This is a genomic window from Archangium sp. Cb G35 (assembly GCF_001896145.1).
GTDB classification, from domain to species: domain Bacteria; phylum Myxococcota; class Myxococcia; order Myxococcales; family Myxococcaceae; genus Archangium; species Archangium violaceum.
Map to the genome: position 1 here is coordinate 194,249 of NZ_MPOI01000019.1, position 24,755 is coordinate 219,003.

At 69.8% G+C, this 24,755-nt stretch carries 22 protein-coding genes; 11 read left to right on the top strand and 11 right to left on the bottom strand.

Translation table 11 applies throughout. The features are described 5' to 3' along the window. The first annotated feature begins 6 nt into the window (after positions 1-6). From BO221_RS45355 to BO221_RS45370, 4 genes are read left to right on the top strand one after another with little or no spacing between them, the layout of a single operon-like run. The gene (locus BO221_RS45355) at positions 7-900 is read left to right on the top strand and encodes an aspartate carbamoyltransferase catalytic subunit (RefSeq protein ID WP_073567161.1); all 894 of its coding nucleotides are present in this window, start codon (positions 7-9) and stop codon (positions 898-900) included. After that, positions 897-2,198, top strand: coding sequence for a dihydroorotase (locus BO221_RS45360; RefSeq protein WP_073567243.1), 1,302 nt, complete (start codon positions 897-899; stop codon positions 2,196-2,198). The genes BO221_RS45355 and BO221_RS45360 overlap by 4 nt, the downstream gene beginning before the upstream one ends. Beyond that, on the top strand, positions 2,198-3,316 hold the full coding sequence (gene carA / locus BO221_RS45365; RefSeq protein ID WP_073567162.1) for a glutamine-hydrolyzing carbamoyl-phosphate synthase small subunit: 1,119 nt from the start codon (positions 2,198-2,200) through the stop codon (positions 3,314-3,316). Before BO221_RS45360 ends, carA begins: the two co-directional genes overlap by 1 nt. Before the next feature lie 14 nt (positions 3,317-3,330). Next, positions 3,331-4,014 carry a hypothetical protein gene (locus tag BO221_RS45370; RefSeq protein WP_073567163.1) on the top strand — a complete coding sequence of 228 codons (684 nt, stop codon included), beginning with the start codon at positions 3,331-3,333 and terminating at the stop codon, positions 4,012-4,014. 99 nt (positions 4,015-4,113) lie between these two features. Here the strand turns inward: BO221_RS45370 and pyk are convergent, their stop codons facing one another. The 3 genes from pyk to BO221_RS55685 form a co-directional block, all read right to left on the bottom strand. Beyond that, positions 4,114-5,517 carry a pyruvate kinase gene (gene pyk / locus BO221_RS45375; protein ID WP_073567164.1) on the bottom strand — a complete coding sequence of 468 codons (1,404 nt, stop codon included), beginning with the start codon at positions 5,515-5,517 and terminating at the stop codon, positions 4,114-4,116. 200 nt (positions 5,518-5,717) lie between these two features. After that, positions 5,718-6,458 carry a bifunctional nuclease family protein gene (locus BO221_RS45380; protein ID WP_073567165.1) on the bottom strand — a complete coding sequence of 247 codons (741 nt, stop codon included), beginning with the start codon at positions 6,456-6,458 and terminating at the stop codon, positions 5,718-5,720. Between the two features lie 120 nt (positions 6,459-6,578). Beyond that, positions 6,579-6,929: a hypothetical protein gene (locus BO221_RS55685; protein WP_043408008.1), complete on the bottom strand. Its 351-nt coding sequence runs from the start codon at positions 6,927-6,929 to the stop codon at positions 6,579-6,581. Positions 6,930-7,016: 87 nt separating this feature from the next. Here BO221_RS55685 and BO221_RS45390 point away from each other — a divergent pair, with 87 nt between their 5' ends. Further along, entirely contained in the window at positions 7,017-8,837 is a 1,821-nt protein-coding gene (locus BO221_RS45390; protein WP_233166552.1) for a long-chain fatty acid--CoA ligase, read from the top strand. Between the two features lie 159 nt (positions 8,838-8,996). Here BO221_RS45390 and BO221_RS45395 read toward each other — a convergent pair whose 3' ends face one another. The 8 genes from BO221_RS45395 to aroF form a co-directional block, all read right to left on the bottom strand. Then, positions 8,997-10,292, bottom strand: a complete 1,296-nt coding sequence (locus tag BO221_RS45395) for a citrate synthase (protein WP_073567166.1) — start codon at positions 10,290-10,292, stop codon at positions 8,997-8,999. An 88-nt stretch (positions 10,293-10,380) separates the two neighbouring features. Continuing rightward, positions 10,381-11,646, bottom strand: coding sequence for a 3-phosphoshikimate 1-carboxyvinyltransferase (locus BO221_RS45400; RefSeq protein ID WP_073567167.1), 1,266 nt, complete (start codon positions 11,644-11,646; stop codon positions 10,381-10,383). After that, a complete protein-coding gene (locus BO221_RS45405; protein WP_073567168.1) occupies positions 11,643-12,713 on the bottom strand; it encodes a 3-dehydroquinate synthase family protein in 1,071 nt (356 codons plus the stop codon). Before BO221_RS45405 ends, BO221_RS45400 begins: the two co-directional genes overlap by 4 nt. After that, entirely contained in the window at positions 12,710-13,729 is a 1,020-nt protein-coding gene (gene aroC / locus BO221_RS45410) for a chorismate synthase (RefSeq protein WP_073567169.1), read from the bottom strand. Before aroC ends, BO221_RS45405 begins: the two co-directional genes overlap by 4 nt. Next, complete coding sequence (locus BO221_RS45415; RefSeq protein WP_073567170.1) at positions 13,726-15,000, bottom strand: shikimate dehydrogenase; 1,275 nt, start codon at positions 14,998-15,000, stop codon at positions 13,726-13,728. Before BO221_RS45415 ends, aroC begins: the two co-directional genes overlap by 4 nt. After that, a complete protein-coding gene (locus BO221_RS45420; protein ID WP_073567171.1) occupies positions 14,997-15,596 on the bottom strand; it encodes a shikimate kinase in 600 nt (199 codons plus the stop codon). Before BO221_RS45420 ends, BO221_RS45415 begins: the two co-directional genes overlap by 4 nt. Beyond that, the gene (gene ubiE / locus BO221_RS45425; protein WP_073567172.1) at positions 15,577-16,266 is read right to left on the bottom strand and encodes a bifunctional demethylmenaquinone methyltransferase/2-methoxy-6-polyprenyl-1,4-benzoquinol methylase UbiE; all 690 of its coding nucleotides are present in this window, start codon (positions 16,264-16,266) and stop codon (positions 15,577-15,579) included. Before ubiE ends, BO221_RS45420 begins: the two co-directional genes overlap by 20 nt. Beyond that, positions 16,263-17,159: a 3-deoxy-7-phosphoheptulonate synthase gene (aroF, locus tag BO221_RS45430; RefSeq protein WP_143196060.1), complete on the bottom strand. Its 897-nt coding sequence runs from the start codon at positions 17,157-17,159 to the stop codon at positions 16,263-16,265. Before aroF ends, ubiE begins: the two co-directional genes overlap by 4 nt. A gap of 129 nt (positions 17,160-17,288) precedes the next feature. Between aroF and BO221_RS45435 the strand changes: the two genes are divergently transcribed. Genes BO221_RS45435 through menE form a run of 6 tightly spaced genes read left to right on the top strand, consistent with a single transcriptional unit; the run spans position 17,289 to position 24,755 of the window. Further along, positions 17,289-18,590 (top strand): isochorismate synthase MenF, encoded by a 1,302-nt coding sequence (locus tag BO221_RS45435; protein WP_073567174.1) that lies wholly within the window; start codon positions 17,289-17,291, stop codon positions 18,588-18,590. After that, positions 18,583-20,352, top strand: a complete 1,770-nt coding sequence (gene menD, locus BO221_RS45440; protein ID WP_073567245.1) for a 2-succinyl-5-enolpyruvyl-6-hydroxy-3-cyclohexene-1-carboxylic-acid synthase — start codon at positions 18,583-18,585, stop codon at positions 20,350-20,352. Before BO221_RS45435 ends, menD begins: the two co-directional genes overlap by 8 nt. Continuing rightward, complete coding sequence (gene menH, locus BO221_RS45445; RefSeq protein WP_073567175.1) at positions 20,343-21,215, top strand: 2-succinyl-6-hydroxy-2,4-cyclohexadiene-1-carboxylate synthase; 873 nt, start codon at positions 20,343-20,345, stop codon at positions 21,213-21,215. Before menD ends, menH begins: the two co-directional genes overlap by 10 nt. Positions 21,216-21,236: 21 nt before the next feature. Next, complete coding sequence (locus BO221_RS45450; protein WP_073567176.1) at positions 21,237-22,148, top strand: 1,4-dihydroxy-2-naphthoate polyprenyltransferase; 912 nt, start codon at positions 21,237-21,239, stop codon at positions 22,146-22,148. Positions 22,149-22,194: 46 nt separating this feature from the next. Beyond that, positions 22,195-23,313: an o-succinylbenzoate synthase gene (menC, locus tag BO221_RS45455; protein WP_369866137.1), complete on the top strand. Its 1,119-nt coding sequence runs from the start codon at positions 22,195-22,197 to the stop codon at positions 23,311-23,313. Next, on the top strand, positions 23,313-24,755 hold the full coding sequence (menE, locus tag BO221_RS45460) for an o-succinylbenzoate--CoA ligase (protein WP_073567178.1): 1,443 nt from the start codon (positions 23,313-23,315) through the stop codon (positions 24,753-24,755). Before menC ends, menE begins: the two co-directional genes overlap by 1 nt.

A 24,755-nucleotide genomic window follows, 5' to 3' on the forward strand; every position in this document is an offset into this window, starting at 1 on the left:
GACCCCATGAGACACCTGTTGGGAATCGAGGGCCTGCGGCGCGCGGACATCGAGGCGCTGCTCGGACGGGCCGAGGCACACCTGCACGGTGGGCCGGATGCCTCGCATGTGCTGCGGGGCAGGGTGATCGCCAACCTCTTCTTCGAGGACTCCACGCGCACCCGCACCTCCTTCGAGATGGCGGCGCACGCGCTCGGCGCCGAGGTGCTCAACTGGACGACGGCGGGCTCCTCCATCTCCAAGGGTGAGACGCTGCTGGACACGGTCCGCAACATCGAGGCCACGGGCCCGGTGGCGCTCATCATCCGGCACCGCTCCTCGGGGGCCCCGCACCTGGTGGCGCGCCACGTGCGCTGCGCCGTCGTCAACGCGGGGGACGGTACACACGAGCATCCCTCGCAGGCCCTGCTGGATGCCTTCACCCTGCGCCGCCGCTGGGGCAGCCTGGATGGACGCACGGTGCTCATCGTCGGCGACATCCTCCACAGCCGCGTGGCCCGCTCCAACCTGCACTGCCTCACCACGCTGGGCGCGAAGGTGGTGCTGTGCGGCCCGCCCACGCTGCTGCCGCCCGGCCTGGAGTCCTTCGGCGCCGAGCTCACCACGAACCTGGACGCCGTGCTGCCCCGCGCCGATGCCGTCATGTGTCTGCGCGTGCAGTCGGAGCGGCAGGGGGAGAACTTCTTCCCCTCGACGCGTGAGTTCTCCCGCCTGTACGGGCTCAACGCCGCCCGCGCCGAGCGGCTCAAGCCGGAGGCGCTCGTGATGCACCCCGGCCCCATGAACCGGGGCGTGGAGATCGCCCCCGCCGTGGCCGATGGTTCCCGTAGCGTCATCCTGGAGCAGGTGGCGCATGGTGTGGCCGTGCGCCGCGCCATCCTCGAGGAGGTGTGCCGGTGAGCTCGACGATCCTGCTGAGCCGCGGGCGGGTGGTGGATCCGCGCAACGGCGTGGACGGTGTGCGTGACGTGCTGGTGCGGGACGGCACCATCGCCGAGGTGTCCGAGGCGCCCCTGAAGGTGCAGGACGCGCGGGTGGTGGACGCCACGGGCAAGCTGGTGCTGCCGGGCTTCATCGACCTGCACGTGCACCTGCGCGAGCCGGGCGAGGAGGGGAAGGAGACGGTCCTCACCGGCTGCATGGCGGCGGTGGCGGGCGGCTTCACCGCGGTGGTGGCCATGCCCAACACCAAGCCCGTCAACGACAGCGTGCTCGTCAGCGAGTACGTGAAGTCCAAGGCCCGCGAGGCGCGGCTGTGCCACGTGTACCTGGCGGGCGCCATCACCAAGGGCCTCCAGGGCGAGGAGATGGCGGAGATGGGGGCGCTCGTCGGCGCCGGCTGCGTCTGCATCACCGACGACGGCCGCCCGGTGATGAACGCCGGCCTCATGCGCCGCGCCCTCCAGTACGCCCAGCTCTTCAACCTCCCCGTCATGGTGCACGAGGAGGATCTGACGCTCTCGGGCAAGGGCGTGATGAACGAGGGCCGCACCTCCACGCGCCTGGGCCTCGCTGGCATCCCGCCCTCGGCCGAGGTGGCCATGGTGGCGCGCGACATGGTGCTCCTGGAGGAGACGAAGGGGCGGCTGCACGTCGCCCATGTCTCCTGCGAGGGCAGCGTGCGCCTCATCCGCGAGGCCAAGCGCCGTGGCCTCAATGTCACCGCCGAGGCCACCCCGCACCACTTCATCCTGGATGACGAGGCCGTGGGCTCCTACGACACCCACGCCCGCATGAATCCGCCCCTGCGCACCCGCCGCGACATCGAGGCCGTGCGCGAGGGGCTCGTGGACGGCACCATCGACGCCATCGCCACGGACCACGCGCCCCACGGCGTGTTGGAGAAGCAGGTGGAGTTCGACAAGGCGTGGAATGGCGTGGTGGGGCTGGAGACGGCCCTCGGCCTGACGCTCTCCCTGGTGCGCGAGGGCGTGATGAGCCTCCAGCGGGCGGTGGCCCTGCTGACGGACGGTCCGGCGAGGGCGTTCGGGCTGCCGGGCGGCCATCTGGCCGCCGGTGCCCCGGCGGACATCACGGTGGTAGAGCCGGAAGCGGAGTGGACGGTGGATTCGGCGCGGTTCTTCTCCCGCAGCCGGAACACCCCCTTTCACGGCCGGCGTTTGACGGGCCGGGTCGCCCAGACGTGGGTCTCCGGGCGGCTCGTCTTCGAGGACGGTCACATCAAGGAGTCCAGGTGATGAAGCGGGCAGTGCTGGCATTGGCGGATGGCACCACCTTCGAGGGTCGCGCGCTCGGCGCCTCCGGCGAGACGGTGGGCGAGGTGGTGTTCAACACGTCGATGACCGGCTACCAGGAGATCCTCACGGATCCCTCGTACGTCGGGCAGATCGTCACCATGGCGTACCCCGAGATGGGCAACGTGGGCGCCAACCCCGGGGACCAGGAGTCCGTGAAGCCGCACGCCGTGGGCATGATCGTGCGCAACTCCTCCGAGCAGGCCTCCAACTGGCGCTCCGCGGAGACGCTCGACGTCTACCTGAAGCGCCACGGCATCGTCGGTATCGAGGGCATCGACACCCGGCGCCTGGTGCGGCACGTGCGCACGCACGGCGCGCAGATGGGCGTCATCTCCACCGAGGACCACTCGCCGGCCGCGCTCGTGGAGCGGGCCCGCAAGGCTCGCGGCATGGAGGGGTTGGATCTCGCCACCGGCGTGTCCACCCAGGAGTCCTACCTCTTCACCACCCCCAGCCCGAACCTGCTCGGCGAGGCCCCGCGCGCCGCTCCGGAGCTGCGCTTCGACGTGGTGGCCTATGACTACGGCCTCAAGCGCTCCATGCTCCACTTCCTGGTGGATGTGGGCTGCCGCGTGAAGGTGGTTCCCGCCGGCACCACCGCCGAGGCCGTGCTCGCCGAGAAGCCCCACGGCATCTTCCTCGCCAACGGCCCCGGAGACCCCGCCGCCGTGAAGGGCGCCGACAAGGTCGTGGCCGGACTGCTCGGCAAGGTGCCCGTCTTCGGCATCTGCCTGGGTCACCAGATCCTGGCGCTCGCCCTGGGCGGGCGGACGTACAAGATGAAGTTCGGCCACCGGGGCGCCAACCAGCCAGTCAAGGACCTGACCACCGGCAAGGTGGAGATCACCTCGCAGAACCACGGCTTCGCGGTGGATGATGCGAGCGTGAAGGGCAAGGCGGTGGTGAGCCACATCAACCTCAACGACGGCACCGTGGAGGGCCTGAGCATCCCCGACGCCCGCGCCTTCAGCGTGCAGTACCACCCGGAAGCTTCGCCCGGGCCCCATGACGCCCGGTACCTGTTCTCACGTTTCGCGAAGCTCATGGCCGGAGAGTAGGATCTCGCTGCCCCATGGACTCCCCCCTTTCGCCGCTGTCGTATCAGCCCTATCTCGACCAGCTCATCGCCTTTGGGAGCCAGGAGTCACGCAAGCCCGACCTGCTGGAGGCCAAGGCGGAGTACCTCCGCCTCACCGGCGAGGTCTTCGAGGACGACAAGATCTTCGAGCTGCGGATGGCGTCCTTCCTGGACTTCTATCTGTTCGACCGGGTCTCGCCGATCTCCAAGCTGACGCCCGCCGCGGAGCTGTACCAGCTGCGGCTGCAGGGCGCCTCGCCCGAGGAGGCCAACGCCTTCCGCTGCTTCACGGAGACCGTCCACGGCCTCTTCGAGGTGCGCAAGCTGGGCAAGGGCCTCGTGCGTCTGCGTGAGCTGTTCTCCGGCAAGGACTTCGACGTCACCGAGCGCCGCACCGTGGCGGGGCTCGAGACGGGCGATGTGCTGGAGGCCCGGCTCATCCCCTTCGCCGGGCACCTGCTGTTCTCCTCGGCCTTCTGCTTCCACCCTCGCGTCGCCCTGAAGGCCATCAAGGCCGAGGTCAAGCGCCGCAAGAAGAAGGAGCCGGATCGTCCTCCCTCGGAGCTCGTCTGGGAGTGCGCCCGGCGCGCTGTGAAGGTCGAGCGCTACAAGCAGATCGCCATCGAGCGCATCTACGACTTCTCGCAGACCACGCCCTGGCTCGCTTCCGCGAGCTAGTGGTCACAGTGGGGCTCACGGGTTCAACCTGGGGCCCCCGATACCCTCACCCCGTCCCTCTCCCGGGGGGAGAGGGGAAATGTGTCAGTTTGAGATGGATCAGATCCGGTGCACCGACATCATGTTGGTGCGCCCCGGCTCGTTGAGTGGCACGCCCGCCACGATCACCACCGGCGTGCCCACCTTGCAGAGACCCTCGTCGCGGCAGAGCCGCCGCACCTGACGCAGCATCGCGTCCGTCGACTGCAACCGGCCCACCTGCAGCGCCTTCACTCCCCAGTAGAGCGCCATCCGGTTCACCGTCTCCGGGTTCGGCGTCAGCGCGATGATCTGCGCCGTCGGCCGGAACTCCGAGATGAGCCGCGCCGTCAGGCCCCGCTCCGTGTACGCCACGATGGTGCCGATCTTCATCTGCTCGGCCGCCGCCACCGCCGCCGCCGCCACACCCGTGGAGATGTCGTCCTTCGCGTCCGGGAAGGGCGGATGCTCCATGTTCCTCACCACCCCGGACTCCGTCTCCTCGACGATCCGCGCCATGGTGGCCACCGCCTGCACCGGGTACTTGCCCGCCGCCGTCTCCCCCGAGAGCATCACCGCGTCCGCTCCGTCCAGGATCGCGTTGGCCACGTCCGACACCTCGGCGCGCGTGGGCCTCGCGTTGTTCACCATGCTCTCCAGCATCTCCGTGGCGACGATGACCAGGCCTCCCATCCGGTTCACCGTGGCCACCATCCGCTTCTGGATCGCCGGCAGCTTCTCCAGCGGCATCTCCACGCCCAGATCGCCTCGCGCCACCATGATGCCGTCCGCCTCGCGCGCGATCGCCTCCAGGTTCGCCACCGCCTGCGGCTTCTCGATCTTCGCGATCAGCGGCGTGTTGAGCTTCGCCACCAGCTTGCGCGCTTCCTTGATGTCGTTCGCCGTACGCACGAAGGAGAGCGCCACGTAGTCCACGCCCACCTCCTGCCCGAACGCCAGATCCTCCGCGTCCTTCTCGGTGATCGTGGGCACCGACACGTGCGCCCCCGGCAGGTTCAGGCCCTTGTGGTCCTTCAGCATCCCGCCCAGTTCCACCGTGCAGGTGACGTCCTTGCCCTGCACCTTCTTCACCCTCAGCCGCACCCGCCCGTCATCCAGCAGGATGGGGTGCCCCGGCTCCACGTCCCTGGGCAGCGAGCGGATGGGCGTGGGGATGATGTTCTCGTGCCCCAGCAGCTCCCGCGTCGTCACCACCACCGTCTGGCCCGTCTTCACCTCCAGGCACCCGCCCTCGAACTTGCCCAGGCGGATCTTCGGGCCCTGGATGTCCTGGAGGATCGCCACCGGCAGCCCCAGCTTCTTGGAGGCCCGGCGGATCAGATTCACCCGGCGGCGGTGCTGGTCGTGCGAGCCGTGCGAGAAGTTGAGCCGCGCCACGTTCATCCCGGAGCGGATGAGCTCCTCGATGACCTCGGCCGAGTCGGAGGACGGTCCCAGCGTGCAGATGATCTTCGCCTTGCGCATGGGCGCACATCCTAGGCGCCCGGCGCCGCCTTGACAGCTTTGCGTCCTTGAGAATACTTGGCGCCAACGCGGGCGACAGCGACGGCGTCGGCGGGAGCAGTCATTGGTTTCACGGCTTCGTGCCTACGTCGCGAGAAAGCCCGGCGTCCCTGGAGGGGGGGCCGGGCTTTCGCCTTTGCGGGGTTCCACTGACGTGCTCGCTAGAGGCTGATCTCGTCCGTCTTGGGCGCCAGCTTCGGAGCCAAGCCCGGCGGCGGCAGGCCCTGGTGCGGATCCATGGGCTCCATGTCGAGCGGCTCGTCCATCATGTTGGGGTCTCCGCTCCCGCCCACGCCCGGGCCGCCTTCGCGCAGTGCGTCGATCTCCTCGCGGCTGATGCCGGCCTCGTCCAGCACCTTGCGCGTCACCATGATGCGGGCCTCTCCATCCAGCGCCATGGCGATGGAGTCCGAGGGCCTCGCGTCCAGCGTCACCTTGCGCTTGCCCTGCTCGAGGAAGACGCGGCCCGTGTAGATGTCATCGCGCAGATCGTCGATGCGCACCTCGGTCACCTTGGCGCCCAGCTCCGTCACCACCGAGCCGAGCAGATCCTGCGAGAGCGGCTGTGGCGGCCTCAGGTGGGCCAGCCGGAAGGCGATGGCCACCGCGGCCGACTCGTCCACGAAGATGGGCAACACCAGCGCCCCGTCCTCCGTGGTGAGCACCACCGCGTGCGTCTGTGCCTCGACGAGTGGAATCACGTCCCGCACCTGGAGGCGCACCAACTCCTTACAGGCGGCGGGGTTTCCTCCCTGCTTGGGAACGCAGGCCTCGCTGTCCTTCGGCGCTGCGGTCGCGTGCGCGGGTGGAGCGCCAAAGCCGGGGAGGAACAGCACACCCAGGGCGAGCAGCGCAGCGGACAGCGGAGCCAGGACGAAAGCTGCAGGGATGGACGTTTTCACCCTGCAAACGTGTGCATGTGCGTCAGGGGCGGGAGGGCTCCGATTCGTGCCCGCCTGCTCCCCAGCCTCACACCAACCGCTCCCCGCGAAAAACGATAGGGCGGGGTAGACGGGCGAGCGTCAGCGCTCGTCCTCGTCCTCGTCGTAGTCCTCTTCGTCCTCGACGTCCTCGTCCTCGTCGAAGTCGAGCTCCTCGTCGTCGGACTCCTCGTCCTCGTCAGACTCCTCGTCCTCGTCGAGTTCGTCCTCCAGATCCTCGGTTTCCAGCGCGAGCGAGACGGCGAAGCGCTTGCCCAGCGCGGCCACCTGGGTCCGCATCTCGGTGAGCGCCGAGACGAAGTCCTCCTGGATGTTGGTGGGGGCCTTCTGACTGCAATGAGGGCAGGCGAGCTTCTCCGTGCCATCAATGAGATCCTGAACATCCAGCTCGAAGGTGCCCTCGCACTTCTGGCAAGTCAGATCGATCGTCATGTGCGTGGCGCGGAATACATAGGGCTCTGGTGACCTGTCAACGCCCGTGGAGAGCCGTCACCCGGTTTCAGTAGCCTCGGAATCCCAATGGACACTCCCAGGACGATGGTGCATGCGCTCCAGGATCAGGCCAGCCGGCGGCAGCACCGTCCGGCACTGTGGACGCGCAAGGGACGCACGTATGTGCCCACCTCGTGGCACGAATATGCCACCCGGGTGAAGCGCTTCGCCCTGGGGTTGCGCTCGCTGGGCTTCCAGCGGGGAAACACCTTGCCCCTCCTGTCCTTCAACCGCGAGGAGTGGTTGGTGGCGGATATGGCCGCCATGGCCCTGGGGGGCGTCCCCGTGGGCGTCTACACCACCAGCAGCCCCGAGCAGATCCAGTACCTCGTGGACCACTGCGAGGCGGGCCACCTGGTGGTGGAGAACGAGCAACACCTGGCCATCGCCCTCGCCGTGCGTGAGCGGGTGCCCCGGCTGCGCCACATCATCGTCCTGGATCCCCCCGAGGCCCCGCTCCCCAAGGGGGTGCTGAGCTACGCCGAGGTGCTGGCGCGCGGCACCGGCATCGACGAGGGGCCCTATTGGGACGCCGTCAACGCCCTCCAGCCCGGGGGGCTCGCCACCCTCATCTACACCTCGGGGACCACGGGCAACCCCAAGGGCGTCATGATCAGCCACCAGAACCTCGTCTGGACGGCCACGCAGCTCATGCGCGCCACCCGCATGGCCGGGGACGACGAGGTGCTCCTGTCGTACCTGCCCCTGGCCCACATCGCCGAGCAGATGCTCAGCATCCATGCCCCCCTCCTCGTCGGCGCGGAGGTGTACTTCGCGCGCTCCCTGGAGAAGGTGCCGGAGGATCTGCGCGACGCCCGGCCCACCGTCTTCTTCGGCGTGCCCCGCGTCTGGGAGAAGCTCAAGGGCCGGCTGGAGGAGGCCCTCCGCGAGCTGCCCACCGCCCGGCAGGGAGTCGTGGGCTGGGCCCGCGGGGTGGCCGTCCAGCGCAACGCGCTCGTCCTGCGCCACGAGCGCGTGCCGCTGTTCCTGGAGAGCCAGTACCAGCTCGCCCAGCGCACCGTCTTCCCGGCCCTGCTCTCGAAGCTGGGCTTCGACCGCACCCACTTCTTCTGCAGTGGCGCCGCCCCCATCGGCCGCGACGTGCTCGAGTTCTTCGCCTCGCTCGACATCATCATCCGCGAGGTTTACGGCCAGTCCGAGGTCAGCGGGCCCACCACCCTCAATACCCCCGACGCCACGCGCCTGGGCACGCTCGGGCGGCCCCTGCTGGGCGTGGAGGTCCTGATCGCCGATGACGGGGAGATCCTCGTGCGCGGCGGCGGTGTGTGTCAGGGCTACTACAAGGACCCCGGCGCCACCGCCGAGCTGCTCAAGGACGGTTGGCTGCACTCGGGCGACGTGGGCCACCTCGACTCCGAGGGGTTCCTCCACATCACCGGCCGGAAGAGGGAGATCCTCGTCACCTCCGGCGGCAAGAAGACCGCTCCAGCGCCCATCGAGCTGCTCCTCAAGGCCGTGGCTCCCGTGGGCCATGCGCTCGTCCTCGGCGAGCGCCGCAATTACCTCGTGGCCCTGCTCACCCTGGACCCCGAGCGCGCCCGGGCCCTCGCTCGACAGAACGGCTGGCCCGAGGATCTCTCCGCCCTCGCCGCAGATCCCCGCCTGCGCCAGCACCTGCACGAGGCCATCGAGCGCGAGGTGAACCCCCGCCTGGCCCGCTTCGAGACCATCAAGCGCTTCGCCGTCCTCGCCGAGGACTTCTCCGTCTCCAACGGCGAATTGACCCCCAGCATGAAGATGCGCCGTCAGGTCATCGAGGCCCGGTACAAGGACCTCATCGAGTCCCTGTACTCCGGCGAGCCCTCCGTTTCCGCCCGGGCGGGGTAGGGGGCCTGAAACGCCAAGAGGGCCAAGGCGCGGGTCCATTGACCCTCACCCCGGCCCTCTCCCAGAGGGAGAGGGTGATCGGAACCCGTGGTCCCTGGCACCCTCACCCCGGCCCTCTCCCGAGGGGAGAGGGGTTGTCTGGTCAGACTGGCACTGTGACTACTTGCGGTCCTTCATCGCCACGTAGTCGCGGCGCTTGGAGCCCGTGTAGACCTGACGCGGACGCGCGATCTTCTGCTCCGGATCCTTCACCATCTCCTCCCACTGGGTCACCCAACCCACCGTGCGCGGAATGGCGAACAGCACCGGGAACATCTCCACCGGGAAGCCCATCGCCTCGTAGATGAGGCCCGAGTAGAAGTCCACGTTCGGGTACAGCTTGCGCTTCACGAAGTACTCGTCCTGCAGCGCGATCTTCTCCAGCTCCAACGCGATCTCCAGCAGCGGGTTCTTGCCGGTGATCTCGAAGACCTCGTCCGCCACCCGCTTGATGACCTTCGCGCGCGGATCGTACGACTTGTACACGCGGTGACCGAAGCCCATCAGCTTCTTCTCACCCTCGCCGCCCTTCACCGCCTTGATGAAGTCCGGCACCTTCGACACGTGGCCGATCTCGCGCAGCATGCGCAGCACGGCCTCGTTCGCGCCGCCGTGCAGCGGGCCGTAGAGCGCCGAGATACCAGCCGACACCGCCGAGTACGGATCCACCTCGGAGGAGCCCACCGTGCGCACCGACGTCGTCGAACAGTTCTGCTCGTGGTCGGCGTGCAGGATGAAGAGCACGTCCAGCGCCTTCTCCAGCGTCGGGTGAACCTTGTACGTCGTGGTGCCGATCTTCCGGATCATCGCCAGGAAGTTGCCCACATAGGACAGATCGTTGTCCGGGTAGACGTACGGCAGGCCCATGCTGTGGCGGTAGGAGAACGCCGCGATGGTGGGCATCTTCGCGATGAGCCGCGTCATCTGGATGCGGCGGCTGCGCTCGTCCTTGGTGTTCTTCGCGTCCGGGTAGAAGCCCGAGAGCGCCGCCACCGTGGAGGACAGCATGGACATGGGGTGCGCGTCGTAGCGGAACCCGTCCATGAAGGACTTGATGTTCTCGTGCACGTACGTGTGGTGCGTGACGAGGTAGTTGAACTCCTCGAGCTGCTTGGGCGTCGGGAGCTCGCCGTTGAGCAGGAGGTAGGCCACCTCGATGAACGACGACTTCTCCGCGAGCTGCTCGATGGGGTAGCCCCGGTACTCGAGGATGCCCTTGTCACCGTCGATGAAGGTGACGGCGCTCTTGCAGTTGGCCGTGTTCAGGAACGCCGGGTCGTAACCCATCAGGCCGAAGTCTTCCTCCGAGACCTTGATCTGCCGCAGGGCGTTGGTCCGAATGCAGCCGTTCTCGATCGGGACCTCGTACGTCTTCCCGGTCCGGTTGTCCGTGATGGTCAGCGTGTCCTTTGACATGAGCGGGACTTTTCACATGCGGCGGAGCGCTTTCAACAAAAAAGAACCGCACCCGGGGAGGCCGCGTTCTCCCCGGGCCGCGCCCGTTTCAAGACGTGAGACGAACCCCTGTGCGCTCCAGCTGCCGCCAGAAGCCCGGAAAACTCTTCTCCACGCATTCGGGTCCGGTGAGGGAGAGGGGCACACCGGATAGAACAGAGAGCGTAGCCGCGACCATGGCCAGGCGGTGATCCCCCCGGCTGTCCATGGAGAAGCGTTGCGGATGGGAGGTAGGAGGGTGGATTGTCAGGGTCTCGCCCTCCAGGTGGGTGGAGCCTCCAAAAGCGGACACCAGGGTGCGTATTCCCTCCAGCCGGTCGCTTTCCTTGAGGCGCAGCACTCCCACATCCGTGAGGGTGGAGGGGCGAGGCAGCACCAACGCCAGCGCGGCCAGGGTGGGCAGCAGGTCCGGGCACTCCGTCCCCGACGCCACCAGACCGTCCCGGGCCGTCCCCGTCATCCGCAGGGTGTTGGGGCCCGTTCCGGGAACCGCCTTCAGCCCCGCGCGCTCCACCAGCCGCACCAGCGCCTGGTCCGGGTGCGCGCTGTCGAGGTCCGCCCGCTCCACGCTCCCTCCCGTGCGCCAGGAGATGAGCAGCAGGTAACCCAGGGAGGACCAGTCACCCGGCATCGCCGGGGTGCGCTCGGGGGCCCGGTAGTCCGTCACCTCGAAGCGGCCCTCCTGCTCCCGCACCGTGAAGCCGAAGCGGCGCAGCCAGGAGACGGTGAGCTCCAGGTAGCCCGCGCTCGTCAGCGGGCCGATGATCTCCACCCGCCACGGGCGGCGCTCGCGCAGGTACAGGGCCGCGCAGCCCAGCAGCAGGCTGGAGGCGTACTGGCTGCTCTGCGCTCCCGGCACACGGAAGACGGGCTCTCCCGTGCGGTCGGGCGCCTTGATCTCCACCGGCCAGGGGTTGCCCTCCTTCAGCACCAGCCCCGAGGGGCCGAGCGCCTCGCGCAGGGACTCGAAGAGGGGGCCATGGGGCCGCTCGCCGAGCCGGGGCGTGCCCGTGATGCGCACGTGCGTGCCCGGCGTCACCGCGGCCTGCGTGACGAAGATGCGGAAGGGGGCTCCACCGTCCGCGCAATCCACGTCGCGCACGGTGCCGGGCGGCTGGCGCAGGGTGTTGATGCCCCGGGTCAGCACGCGCACGTCCGCGGCCAGGAAGTGCTCGGGCTCCTCCTGGAGCACGGGCAGGGGCCACGTGCCCGTGAGGTGCGCCAGCACCAGCGCCCGCTGCGCGTCCGACTTGGAGATGGGCGGCGTGAGGACCGACGGGGTGAGCTGGCTCGAATCGACGTGAATCTGACTCATGGGCGAACTCCTCGGCTCCAGGCCGGCCACAGTGCGCGCCACACGTCCGCGGAGACGTCACGCACCTCGGCGCGGCCCACGTCGGTGAGCAGCACCATCCGCAACTCCCCCGCGCTTCCGGTCTTCTTGTCCGCGGCCAGCAGGGCCATCACGTCCTTGATCGCCGCGCCCTCGAGCAGGTCCGCCGTCCGCTCCCGGCCGAGCACTCCCGGCCCCTGGTGCAGCGCGTCCTCCACCCTCCAGGCCACGTCCTCGGGGGTGATGCCCATGGCGCGCCCCACGTCCAGCGCGCACAGCATGCCCAGGCCCACCGCGTCCCCGTGCGACAGCTCGAAGTGCGAGACGCTCTCCAGCACGTGGCCGAAGGTGTGGCCGAAGTTGAGCACCCGGCGCAGGCCCTCGTGCTCGTACGGATCCTGCGCGCAGACGGACTCCTTGAGGCGCCGCGCGTCCTTCACCATCCGCTCCAGCGAGGGGGCCCGGCGCGTGTACGCGCGGAAGAGCTCCTCGTCGAGGCTCGCCACCATCTTCCAGGCCTCGAGCGAGCCCTCGCGGATCTGCGTGTCCGAGAGGCTCTCGTAGAGCTCGGGGCACAGCCACGCCTCGTCGGCGTAGTGGAAGACGCCCACCGGGTTCTTCACCACACGGCCGCGCACGGTCATGTCCACCGCGCCCTTGCCGCCGAGGCTGCTGTCCACCGCCGCCAGCAGCGTGGTGGGCACCTGCACCAGCCGCACGCCCCGCTTCAGCAGGTGCGCGGCCACCGTGGACACGTCACCGATGGTGCCTCCACCGATGGCGATCAGCGTGCCCGAGCGCGGCATCGACAGGCCCGCGGCCATCAACTGCTCCAGGGCCTCGAAGGTCTTCGCGCTCTCACCGCCGGCGAGCTGCACGATGGTGTGGGGCTTGCGTGCCTTGAGGGCGGGAATGAGGGTGGGGTGCAGACGGGCCACCCGGCGATCCACGACGGCGAAGCTGCCCTCGGGAAGGGTGGCGCACAGACGCTTGAAGGAGCCCCACCGGTCGGTGGCGTGGCGGTAGGCTCCAGGAGAAAGCTGGATCATTCGGAGTGGGGCCGGGCGTTGAGTTGAAGGATGAGGTCCGCCAGCACGAGCGAGACCATGGACTCCAGCACGGGGACGGCGCGCGGCATGATGCAGGGATCATGACGCCCGGACTTCGCGTGCTCCGCGAGCGTGGCGGGAGGTTTGAAGTAGACGCGCACGGCCACGGGCTCGCCATTGGCCAGGCCACCCTGGATGCCGCCGTAGGTGTCCTTCTGCGAGTGGAAGACCTTGCCGGGCTGTTCGATGCGCGAGAGCAGATCCGGCGGGCCCCAGACGACGCCGGTGACGGCGCCCACGCTGCCCAGCGCGTGCGCGAGCAGGGACTTCATCTTGCCGAAGATGGGCTCGCCGAGACCCACGGGGACGCCTTCGACGCGGATGTCGATGCACCCACCGAGGCTGTCTCCGGCCTCCTTGGCGGCGAGGATGCGCTTGGACATCTCCTCGCGAGCCACCGGATCCGGGCAGCGGGTCGGGTGTTCATCCACCATGGCGCGGGTGAGGCCGGGCGCGGGAATGGCGGACGTCAGGTTACCCACCTGCGATACCCAGGCGACGGTGCGCAGCTCGGGGAAGGCCTGGGCGAGGTAGGCCTCGGCCACGACGCCACCGATGACACGGCAGAGCGTCTCCCGGCCGCTGGTGCGCCCACCGCCGCGGTGGTCGCGGTGCTTGAAGCGCTCGCGCCAGACGGCATCGGCGTGGCCGGGGCGGTCCTCGCTCTTGAGCTTGTCGTAGTCCCCGGAGCGCTGGTTCGTGTTGCGCACGATGGCCGCGATGGGCGTGCCGAGCGTCTTGCCCTCGAAGACACCGGAGAGGATCTCCACCTGATCCGGCTCGGCGCGCGCGGTGACGAGCGCGGACTGGCCGGGACGGCGGCGGTCGAGCGCTGCCTGGATGAGCGCGGGCTCGAGGGGAATGCCCGCCGGACAACCATCGATGATGGAGCCGAGCGCGGGGCCGTGGCTCTCGCCGAAGGTGGTGAGGCGGAAGAGGGTACCAATCGTGTTCATGAAGCGGTCTCCCAGAGGGCTCGCTGCTGTCGGGCCTGGGCGATGAACCAGGCCGCGCCGAGGAGCAGCGGAGTCCCTCCGCGGCGGGTGATTTCCGTGGCGATGCGACGTGCCGGCGCCCCATAGGCGATGACGGCGACGCGCGCGCCCTCGAAGCGCAGGGTGTCGGGTGGGGTGATGCGATCCGGCCAGGTCCAGATGCCAGGGCCGGAGAGGGGGCCAGCGATTTCCGCGCGGCGCAGGAAGCGGAGCTGACAGCCCATTTCGGTGCCCACGACGCGGATGGCGGCGCTGGCCCCTCCGTCACCGAGGACGAACACGTCCCGGGCTCCGAGCCGCTCGAGGACGGAGCGGGCGCCGGCGGTGTCGGTGTTGAAGGATTCCCAGCGGTCGCGGCGGCGGACGAGGGTGTTGATGGCGTCGAGCGGCGAGCCGGTGTGCCGGGCGAGGCGGATCTTGAAGGGGCTGGTGACGGCGAAGCCGCGGTAGTGGGGGAGGAGGGCGTCGACGAGGGCCTCGACGGGAGCGTCCTCGGGGATGTCGATGCGATCGAAGGGCTGACGGTGGATGCGAGGCGAGCGCGAGTGGACGATCGAGGTCCCCAGGATCGCCAACCTGCTCAATTTCCCCTCGCCCTCCGGGAGAGGGACGGGGTGAGGGTGCCGCGCTTCCCGGGTTGCATCCGCGAGCAACCTCTGTCCCGGAGCGGCCTTCCAATCACCGCCCACGGCGACGTAATCGAGCACATTGCGCCGGGCGAGCACGGCGCGCACGGGAAGCGCCGTGGGCCCCATCGCGAGAACGGTGACCCGCCCATCACCGAAACGAGCCTTCAGCCGGGCCTGGGTCTCCAGCAGCACGGAGATCCGCTCACGAGACTCCACCCCGAGCGGCTCGATGTGCTTCACCAGGGAGCCACCCGGAAGCGCCACGTCCCACAGACGAAGGGCCTCCTCGGTGGACAGGGGCCGCTCGGCGTGGTGCGAGGCCAGCAGCTTCCCGGCCGGAGCGGCCAGATCCCCGGCATGAACGACATCCCGATCCACCCAGCGGGCGGCGGCCACCCACGCGGGAGGCAGCGCCGTGCCGCGCTCGGACACGAGCAGCTCCATCACGCCCGCGAGTGCCGCGGCATCCACCGCGTCGGCGGGATGGAGATCCGTGCGCACCTCCAGCACATCGGCGCCCCGGCTCCGGGCCTCGGTGGCGAAGCTCAGGGCGTCGGGGCCGCGGAGGCTCGGGGGGAGGGTGACGACGCGACGGGCCGTCATGACGGGCTCCCGGAGGAAGCGAAGGCGCGCAGGAAATCGGCGAGGCCCACCGTGGGGACGGCGGCGTGGAGCACCTGGCGTTGGTGGTAGATGGAGTGCAGCTCCTCCTCCAGTGACATACCGGGACGCAGCCGGGGGCGCGTTTTGTCGGCGAGGAGCCGTTCGCGGTACGTCTCGAAGGAGATGGGCACGAGCAGGGTGTAGCAGGACTGGAGCGCTTCCGGGTGATGCGAGAGGAAGCCACCGCCCAAGGCGACGACGGAGCCGCGAGGCAGCTGCAGGAACAGGCCGCGCTCCGCCTCGCGGAAGCCGTTGGTGTCCTGCGCCACCCAATCGCGGAGGCTCCGGCCCGAGCGGCGCTCGAGCTCGACATCCAGATCCACTCCCTGCTTGTCCAGCAGGGCGCTCACCAGCGGGAGCAGGCGCGTCTTGCCCGCGGAGCGATGCCCGGCGATGGCCACCGTCTGCCCTGGCGTGGGCAGGAGCCGGGGACCAGGCCGGGCGAGCTCTTCCCTCAGCGCTGGCGAGAGCCGTGGATCCACGGCTCCGAGGATGCGCTGGACGAGTTGGTGCTGCTCAGCGGACGGTCCCGACATAGACGTAAGATGTCCCGAACATCATCGAATGGGCCACCCTTTCTTTGTAGGAGTCGGATTGCTCCATCAGTGAGAGGAACTTCTCACCAGCCGGGAAAGCGGCGGAGGTTCGAGGAAGGTACTCGTAGGCCGCCCGGTTGCCGGTGAGCAGGCCACCGATGGTGGGCATGATCACCTTGCTGTAGAGGCGGAACAGGCCACCGAAGAGGCCCGTGGGCTGGCCGAACTCGAGCACCACCACGCGGCCGCCGGGGCGCACCACCCGGGCCATCTCCTTCAGGCACTTCACCGGGTCATCCACGTTGCGGATGCCGAAGGCGATGGAGGCCACGTCGAAGCTGGCGTCCGCGAAGGGCAGCGCCATGGCATCGGCCACCTGGAACTCCACCGGGAGCCCCTCGCGGGCGGCCTTGGCCGGAGCGTGGTCCAGCATCTCCTTGCAGAAGTCGGTGCCCACCACCCGGCCCGAGGCGCCCACCTGGCGCTTGAAGGACAGCGCCAGATCTCCGGTGCCGGTGGCGCAGTCGAGGACGGCACTGCCCTCCCGCGCGCCACTGAGCCGCACGGCCGTGCGCCGCCACAGCCGGTGGATGCCAAAGGAGAGGACCTCGTTCGTCACGTCGTACCGCGTGGCGATGGAGAAGAACATCCGCTGGACTTCGGCGCTCATCGAGCCCCCGCGACCTGGGCCGGGAGCTCCGGCATCCACAGGTGACGATCCACGGCGGCCAGCACACCCGGCAGCCGCCGCATCAGTTGTTGGAATCGCTCCGGTGTGAGCGCCTGCTGCCCGTCACACAGGGCCTGCTCGGGCCGGGGATGCACCTCGATGATCAGCCCGTCCGCCCCGGCCGCCGCCGCCGCCAGCGCCATGGGCTGGATGAGCTCCGGCTCGCCCGTGGCGTGCGATGGATCCACGATGACCGGCAGGTGCGTCCGCTGCTTCGCCAACGCCACCGCCGCCAGATCCAACGTGTTGCGCGTGGCCGTCTCGAAGGTGCGGATGCCGCGCTCGCAGAGGATGACCTGATCGTTGCCACCGTCGAGCACGTACTCGGCCGCCAGCAGCCACTCCTGGAACGTGGCCGCGAGGCCACGCTTGAGCAGCACCGGCTTGCGCGTCTTCCCCAGCGCTCGCAGCAGCGGGAAGTTCTGCATGTTGCGCGCGCCCACCTGGAGGACGTCCACATAGTCCTCCATCAGCGGAATCTGCGTGGACTCCATCACCTCGCTGACGATGGGCAGCCCCACCTTGCGCGCCGCCTCGGCCAGCACGCGCAGGCCGGGCTCTCCCATGCCCTGGAAGGAGTAGGGGCTGGTGCGAGGCTTGAATACCCCACCCCGGAGGACGTGGGCACCGGCGGCGGCCACGGAGGAGGCGGTGAGCTCCGTCTGCTCCATGCCCTCCACGGCGCACGGGCCCGCCATCACCACGAAACCAGGGCCACCCACCTCCACCTGTCCCACACGCACGCGCGTGCCCTGGGGCTTCCAGGCCCGGGCCACCCGAGGCGTACCTTCTCTTGGCGGTCCTCCGCCGTCCTCACCTGGCTTGCCGCTCACGGCCGACTCCCGATGTCTGTGGAGTTCACGTTGTTTTGAACCCCGTGATGCTTGTATAGCCAAACCGCCGTACAGAACAACAAGAGGTTGCTGCCTCGGCTGGTGGCGCGATCTCGAAGAGGACCGCAGATGACGACGCTCGGACGCGCTGACGGAGGCCACTGGGTGGCGGGGACATTGTCCCTGGCCGCGGTGGATCCGCTCGCGGGGGCGGAAGTGCTGGGAGAGCCGTCCGTCTATTGGGAGCGCCCGCTGGCGGGCGAGGCGATGGCCGGGTGGGGCGAGGCGGCCGCGGTGGAGGCCGACAGTGGGGCGCGGGCCCAGGCGGTACTGAAGGAGTTGTCGGCGCTGGACTCGGTGCGGTGGTTGGGCGAGGCGCCCTCGGCGCTGCCGGGGCCCTGGCTCGGCGGCATGCGCTTCTCGACGGCGGGCGGGGACACGGGGTGGGGGGCGTTCGGCTTCGGGCGGTGGACGCTGCCGGAGGTGATGGTGTGGCGCGAGGGCCCGGGCCTGATGGTGGCGGCCTTCGCGCCCGAGGGCCCCGGAGCCGAGGACGTGGTGCGCTCGCTGCTGGCGCGGGTGGGCGCGAATTTCCCCGCGGGGACCCGGCAGTCCCGCAACGGCGTGCAGGCGCTGCGGCTGGTCTCGTCGCGGCCGGACTTCGAGGGGCGGGTGGAGCGCGCGGTGGAGACGATCAACGCCGGGGGGCTCCAGAAGGTGGTGCTGGCCCGGGCGGTGGAGGTGGAGGGCGAGTCCTCCTTTGATCGCGTGGAGGTGCTGGCCCGGCTGCGCGAGCAGAACCCGCGCTGTGCCACCTTCCTCTTCCGGGCGCCGGACGGAGCGGCCTTCGTGGGAGCCACGCCGGAGACGCTGTGCCGGGTGGAGGGGCGTCATCTGGAGACGGAGGCCCTGGCCGGCTCGGCGGCGCCCGCGTTGGCCGGGACGCTGGGCGGAAGCGACAAGGATTGCCGCGAGCACGAGGCGGTGGTGCGCTACATCCTCCGGGCGCTCAAGCCGCTGACCGAGCAACTGGACGCGGACGCGGAGCCGGCGCTGCTCACGTTGAAGAACGTGGTGCACCTACGAACGGGCATCCGCGCCGAGCTGCGCGAGGGAGTGGGGGTGGCCGAGCTGGTGGCGGCGCTGCACCCCACACCGGCGGTGGGAGGAACCCCCCGGGAACGCGCACTGGAGTTCCTGGTGGAGCACGAGGCATTGGATCGGGGCTGGTACGCGGGACCGGTCGGATGGGTAGGACCCGGGCGGGCGCACCAGATGGTGGCGCTGCGTTCGGCACGCATCAAGGGATCCCAGGCTCGACTCTTCGTGGGTGCTGGTATCGTGGCGGGCTCAAGCGCCGAGGCGGAATGGCGCGAAACGGAGATGAAGAGCCTGGCCATGTTGCGTGCGCTCGGAGGAGGACATGTCTGACGCCACCCTGAATCAACTGTGGGCGCGGGCATTGGTGGAGGAGTTGGTTCGGGGAGGCGTGAGGCACGCGGTGGTGTGCCCGGGTTCGCGCTCCTCGCCCCTGGCGCTGGCATGTGCCCGGATGGACGGGATGCGTACCTGGTCCGTCATCGACGAGCGCAGCGCTGGTTTCTTCGCGCTGGGCCTGGCCAAGCAGTCGAGGATGCCGGTGGTGCTGGTGGCCACGAGCGGAACGGCGGGCGCGCACTTCTACCCGGCGGTGATCGAAGCGTTCATGTCGCAGGTGCCGCTGGTGGTGCTGACGGCGGACCGGCCCCTCGAGTTTCAGGGGTGGGGCGCGCCGCAGACGGTGCCGCAGGCGCGGTTCTTCGGGGACTTCGCGCGATTCTTCGCGGACGTGGGCATGCCGGAGGCGGACGATGCGGCGCTGGTGCACCTGCGTGCCACCGCGGCCCGGGCCGTGGCAGTGGCCTCGCGGGCGCCCCGGGGCGCGGTGCATCTCAACGTGCCGTTCCGCGAGCCGCTCGCGCCCACGCCGGGCACCTTCGATGCCAGGCACCTCTCCTCGTTGGCGCGGGAGGGCAGGCCGGGAGCGCCGCTGACGCGCATCGTCCCGCCGGCGCGCCAGCCGGATGCGAAGGTCCTGGAGGAGATTCGCGCACGCATCGCCGCCACCGAGCGGGGTGTCATCGTCTGCGGACCCCGGGACGAGAACGACGGTTTCGCGGAGGCGATCGCCTCGCTGGCCGAGGCCACCGGCTACCCGGTGCTGGCCGAGGCCGCCTCCCAGGCGCGTTATGGCGGCGGCCCGGCCACGGTGTCGCTCTACGACGCGATGCTGCGGCACGAGCCCTTCGCCCGGGCGCACCGGCCGGAGCTGGTGCTGCGCTTCGGAGGGGGCCTGACGCCCAAGGGGCCGCAGGCGTGGATCGACAACTCGGGCGCGGAGATCGTGGTCTTCAGCGACGAGGGGGGGCTCTTCGATCCGGTGCATCGCGCGTCGCGGGTGGTGGAGGGCTCGGCGGTGGCGGCGTGCGAGGCGCTGGGACAGGGGCTCTCGCGAGGCCTGGGCCCCTGGGCGCGGAGCTTCCTGTGGGCCGAGCAGTGGACGCGGGCGGCGCTGGAGTCGGCGTTCTCGGAGGATCCGTCGCTGACGGAGATGCGCATCGCGCACGACGTGGTGGCGGCAATGCCGGACGGGGCGAACCTCTTCGTGTCCAGCAGCATGCCCATTCGTGACGTGGACGCCTTCGCGCCGTCCATGGGCCGGGGGCTGCGGGTGCTGGCCAACCGGGGCGCCAATGGCATCGACGGCATCATCTCGAGTGCGCTCGGGGTGGCGGCGGCGTCGGGGCGGCCCACGGTGCTGCTGACGGGAGATCTGGCCTTCCTGCACGACGTGGGCGGGCTGCTGACGGCGCGCCGCGGCGGGGTGCCCCTGACGGTGGTGGTGGTGAACAACGACGGGGGAGGCATCTTCTCCTTCCTGCCCATCGCCCAGGCCGAGGGAGCGAAGTCGCACTACGAGCCGCTGTGGGGCACACCGCACGGGGTGGACCTGTCACACGCGGCGGCGCTCTACCAGGCCCGCTTCCGGCGTCCGGATTCGCCCGCGTCGTTGCGGTCGGCCGTGGCCGAAGGGCTCAAGGGCGGGGTCCACCTCATTGAAGTGAAGGTGGCGGAGCGGGCGAGGAACGTGGATCTGCACCGGCAGCTGTTCGCGAGGATGGCGGCCGCACTGGGAGAAGGCCCATGGCTCTGAAGATGGCGTACGAGACGTGGGGAGAGGGTCCGTACCCGCTCCTCCTCCTGCATGGCTTCACGGGGAACCGGTCGGCGTTCGATCACCTGCGCCCGTTGATGAGCAGCAAGGTGCGCGCCATCGCGGTGGATCTGCCGGGACACGGGGAGACGCCGCTGCCCACGAGGACGGGACGCGACGGCTTCCTGGAGACGATCGAGGCGGTGATCCGGGTGCTGGACGAGGTGGGGGAGCCGAAGGCGAACCTGCTGGGCTACTCGCAGGGTGCGCGCTTCGCGCTGGCGGCGGTGCTGAGCCATCCCGATCGCTTCGGGCGGCTCATCATGGAGAGCGGCTCGCCGGGGTTGCACCGGCGCGTGCAGCGGACGGAGCGGCGCGTGAGTGACGCGCAGCTGGCGGCGATGCTGCGGCAGAAGGGCGTGCCGTCCTTCATGGAGTACTGGGAGTCGCTGCCGCTGTTCGCGGGGGTGCGCAAGCTGCCGGCGGAGCAGCAGGCGGAGCTTCGGGCGCGGCGCAACCAGTGCACGGTGGAGGGGCTGGTGGGGGCGCTGGAGTGCCTGGGCCTGGCGGTGCAGCCGGACTACTGGCCGGAGCTGCATCGCCAGCGGCTGCCCACGCTGCTGTTGACGGGGGCGCAGGACGAGAAGTTCACGCAGATCGCCCGGAGGATGGCGGTGGATCTGCCGGTGGTGTGGAGGCGCACGTTCGAGGACTGCACCCACGCGCCGCATCTGGAAGTGCCGGAGGAGTACGCGCGCGAGGTGCTCTCCTTCCTGCAGACGCCCTGGTACGAGTCACCCGAGTTCGAGAACGCCGTGCCCGACACCGTGCCCGACAAGAGCGCGGCCGGTGGCAACGGCTAGCTGCCGAAAGCCATTCATTCCATGAACGCGATAGCACCCGCGGTGGAGGCGCCGCGCCCCACCCTGAAGACGTGGTTGATGGCCGCGAGGCCGAAGACGCTGACGGCGGCGTTGGTGCCGGTGATGGTGGGGACGGCGCTGGCGTACGGGCTGGGAGTGGGCCGGTGGCTGCCGGCGTTGGCGGCGTTGGTGGGGGCGATGCTGATCCAGATCGGCACGAACCTGACGAACGACTACTACGACTTCAAGAAGGGGGCGGACACGGAGGAGCGGCTGGGGCCGCGGCGGGTGACGCAGAGCGGGCTGATTGCTCCCGGGGTGGTGCTGGCGAGCGCGCTGACGTGCTTCGGGCTGGCGGTGGCGGTGGGGGTGTACCTGGTGATGGTGGGCGGTTGGCCGATCGTGGCGATCGGGCTGGCGTCGGTGACGGCGGGGTACGCGTACACGGGAGGCCCGTTTCCGCTGGCGTACCACGGGCTGGGAGACGTGTTCGTCTTCATCTTCTTCGGGATGGTGGCGGTGCCGGGGACGTACTACGTGCAGGCGCTGACGGTGGGCCCGGCGGCGTGGTGGGCGGCGATTCCGGTGGGGGCGATCGGCACGGCGCTGCTGGTGGTGAACAACCTGCGGGACGCGACGACGGACGTGAAGGCGGGGAAGAGGACGCTGGTGGTGCGTTTCGGCACGACGGCGGGGAAGGCGGAGTACGTGGTGCTGCTGGCGGCGGCGTTCGCGACCCCGCTGGCGATGTGGGGCCTGGGGCTGGCGAGTCCGTGGGTGCTGTTGGCGCTGCTGAGCGTGCCGGTGGCGGTGCCGCCGCTGAAGCTGGTGCTGGGGGCGCAGGGAGCGGCATTGAACCCGGCGCTGGGCGGGACGGCGAAGCTTCAACTGGTGTTCGGGTTGCTGTTCTCGGTGGGGCTGTACCTGAGGTAGGGCGATGCGCATCACGAAGACGGCCCTCCACGCGCTGCGCCTGGAGATGGTGAACCCGCTGAAGACGGCGAGGGGCACCTACGCGGCGCGAGAGGGATTCGTGGTGCGATTGGAGGACGAGGAAGGGCGGGTCGGGCAGGGGGAGGCGATGCCGCTGGAGGAGTTCGGCACGGAGTCGCCGGACGACTGCGAGCGAGCGCTGAACTCTCTCCTGGAGACGTTGCATAAACCCACCCCAAGCACCCCTCTGCGAGAAACCACCCCTCTCCCCCCGGGAGAGGGACGGGGTGAGGGTGCCACGGACCCCAGGCTGGATCCGTGTCTGCTCCCTCTCCCTCTGGGAGAGGGCTGGGGTGAGGGATTTCCATTTCCCACTCGGACACCCGCGGCGAGACACGCCGTGGAACAAGCGCTCCTGGATCTCGAGGCCCAGCGCCGGAACGTGCCCCTGAGCCAACTGCTCTCGACTGACGCGAGAGCATCTCTCCAAGTCAACGCGCTCCTCGGATCCACATCACCGGAGGCGCTAGCGGAAGAAGCAAAAAGAGCGGTTTCGGAGGGCTACGAGACACTGAAGCTCAAGGTCGCGGGACGCCCGCTGAGAGAGGACATCGCAAGACTGTCCGCAGTGCGGAGCGCGGTCGGCACCACCATCCGCCTGCGAGTGGACGCGAACGGGGCCTGGACGGAGCCAGAGGCGAGAGAGGCGCTCGAGGCTCTGAGCCACTACGATCTCGAACTGTGCGAGCAACCCGTGGCGCCCGAGAACACCGAGGCCCTGTCTCGCCTCGCCGCGCACACGCCCTGCCCACTGGCAGCGGACGAATCACTGTCCCTGCCCGAGGCCACACAGCACATCCTGAACCACCCCGGGACGGTGAAGATCCTGGTGCTCAAGCCGATGGTGCTGGGAGGGCTGCTACCGACCCTGAAACTGGCGCGCGAGGCGGCGAGCCGAGGCATGGCCTCCTACGTCACGAGCTCACTCGACGGTGTCATCGCGAGAGCGGGAGCGGCGCATCTGGCGGCGGCATTGCCGTCGGGGAGCTACGCATCGGGGCTCGGGGTGGGGCACCTCTTCAAGGACGAGCCCGGGAATCATCCATTCCGTCCAGTGCGGGGCCGAATCCAGCTCCCGCGGAGGCCGGGCCTGGGAGTGAACTGATGCAGTGGACGTGTCCCATCCGAACCGGCGCCGGGACGAGGCCGGAGGCCCTGGCGCTCACCTTCGCGAACCACCGGTGGACCTACCGGGAGCTCGACGCCGAGATCGGCCGCTGGGTGGCCGCGCTCCAGTCGAGAGGCGTGCGGGCAGGAGACCGGGTGGCACTGCTCGCGACGAACCACGCGGCGGTGGCCCAACTCTTCTTCGCACTCGGACGCATGGGAGCGGTCCTGGCGCCCCTCAACGCGAGGCTCACGCGGGCGGAGCTCCAGCCCCTGTCCGAGGACGTGGCACCGAAGCTCACCCTGGCGCTCACGGGACTCGCGGATCGCCTCCCGGGAGCGGAGCCCCTCGAGTCCTTCACGGACACGGTGCGAATCCCCGTCCCCGACTGTGCGCCCCTGGAGACACAAACCCCGCGGGTCATCCTCTTCACCTCGGGGACGACGGGCCGGCCGAAGGGGGCGGTGCTGACGGAGGGGAACTTCCGGGCCTCGGCGCGGGCGTCCGAGGCGAACCTGGGCGCCCACCCGGCGCCACACTGGCTGGGGACACTGCCTCTCTTCCACGTGGGGGGCCTGGGGATGCTCACGCGCACGGCGTACGACGGAGGCTGCCTGGTGCTGAGGGAGCGCTTCGAGGTGGAGGACACCAACCGGGCCATCGACGAGGAAGGCGTCACGCACGCGAGCTTCGTGGCGACCACGCTGGAGCGAGTGCTGGAGGCACGAAAGGATCGCCGGGTCCCCACCACGTTCCGGTGTGCCCTGATCGGCGGAGGCCCTGTACCCGCGCCGCTGCTGGCCCGCGCGAGGGCTGCGGGAATCCTGGCGCTCCAGACCTACGGGCTGACGGAGGCCTGTGCGCAGGTGACGACGGAGCATCCGGACGAGGCCGACGGACGCACGGCGGGCCGGCCCCTGCCGGGCCTGGAGGTGCGCATCATGGGGCCCGGAGGCGAGCCCCTGGGGCCACGGCGGGAAGGGGACATCGAGGTCCGAGGCCCCACGGTGATGGCGGGCTACCTGAACCGGCCCGAGGCCACGAGCGAGGCGCTCCGGGACGGCTGGCTGCGGACGAAGGACGTGGGGATGCTGGACGAGCGGGGCCGGCTGACGGTGCTGTCGCGGCGGACGGATCTGATCGTCCGGGGAGGGGAGAACATCTACCCGGCGGAGCTGGAGGCGGTGCTGGCGGCGCACCCGGTGGTACAGGAGGCGGCGGTGGTGGGGGTCCCGGACGAGCGCTGGGGCGAGGTGCCGGTGGCGTTCGTGGCGACACGCAACGGAGCCCCCCTCCCGGAGGAACTGGGAGCGTGGTGCCGCGAGTCGCTGGCGGGCTTCAAGGTGCCGGCGCGTTTCCTGGGAGTCGAGGCGTTGCCGCGCAACGCCATGGGCAAAATCGAGCGGACGGTGCTGCGCGAGCGGGCCCGGGGGGCCTGA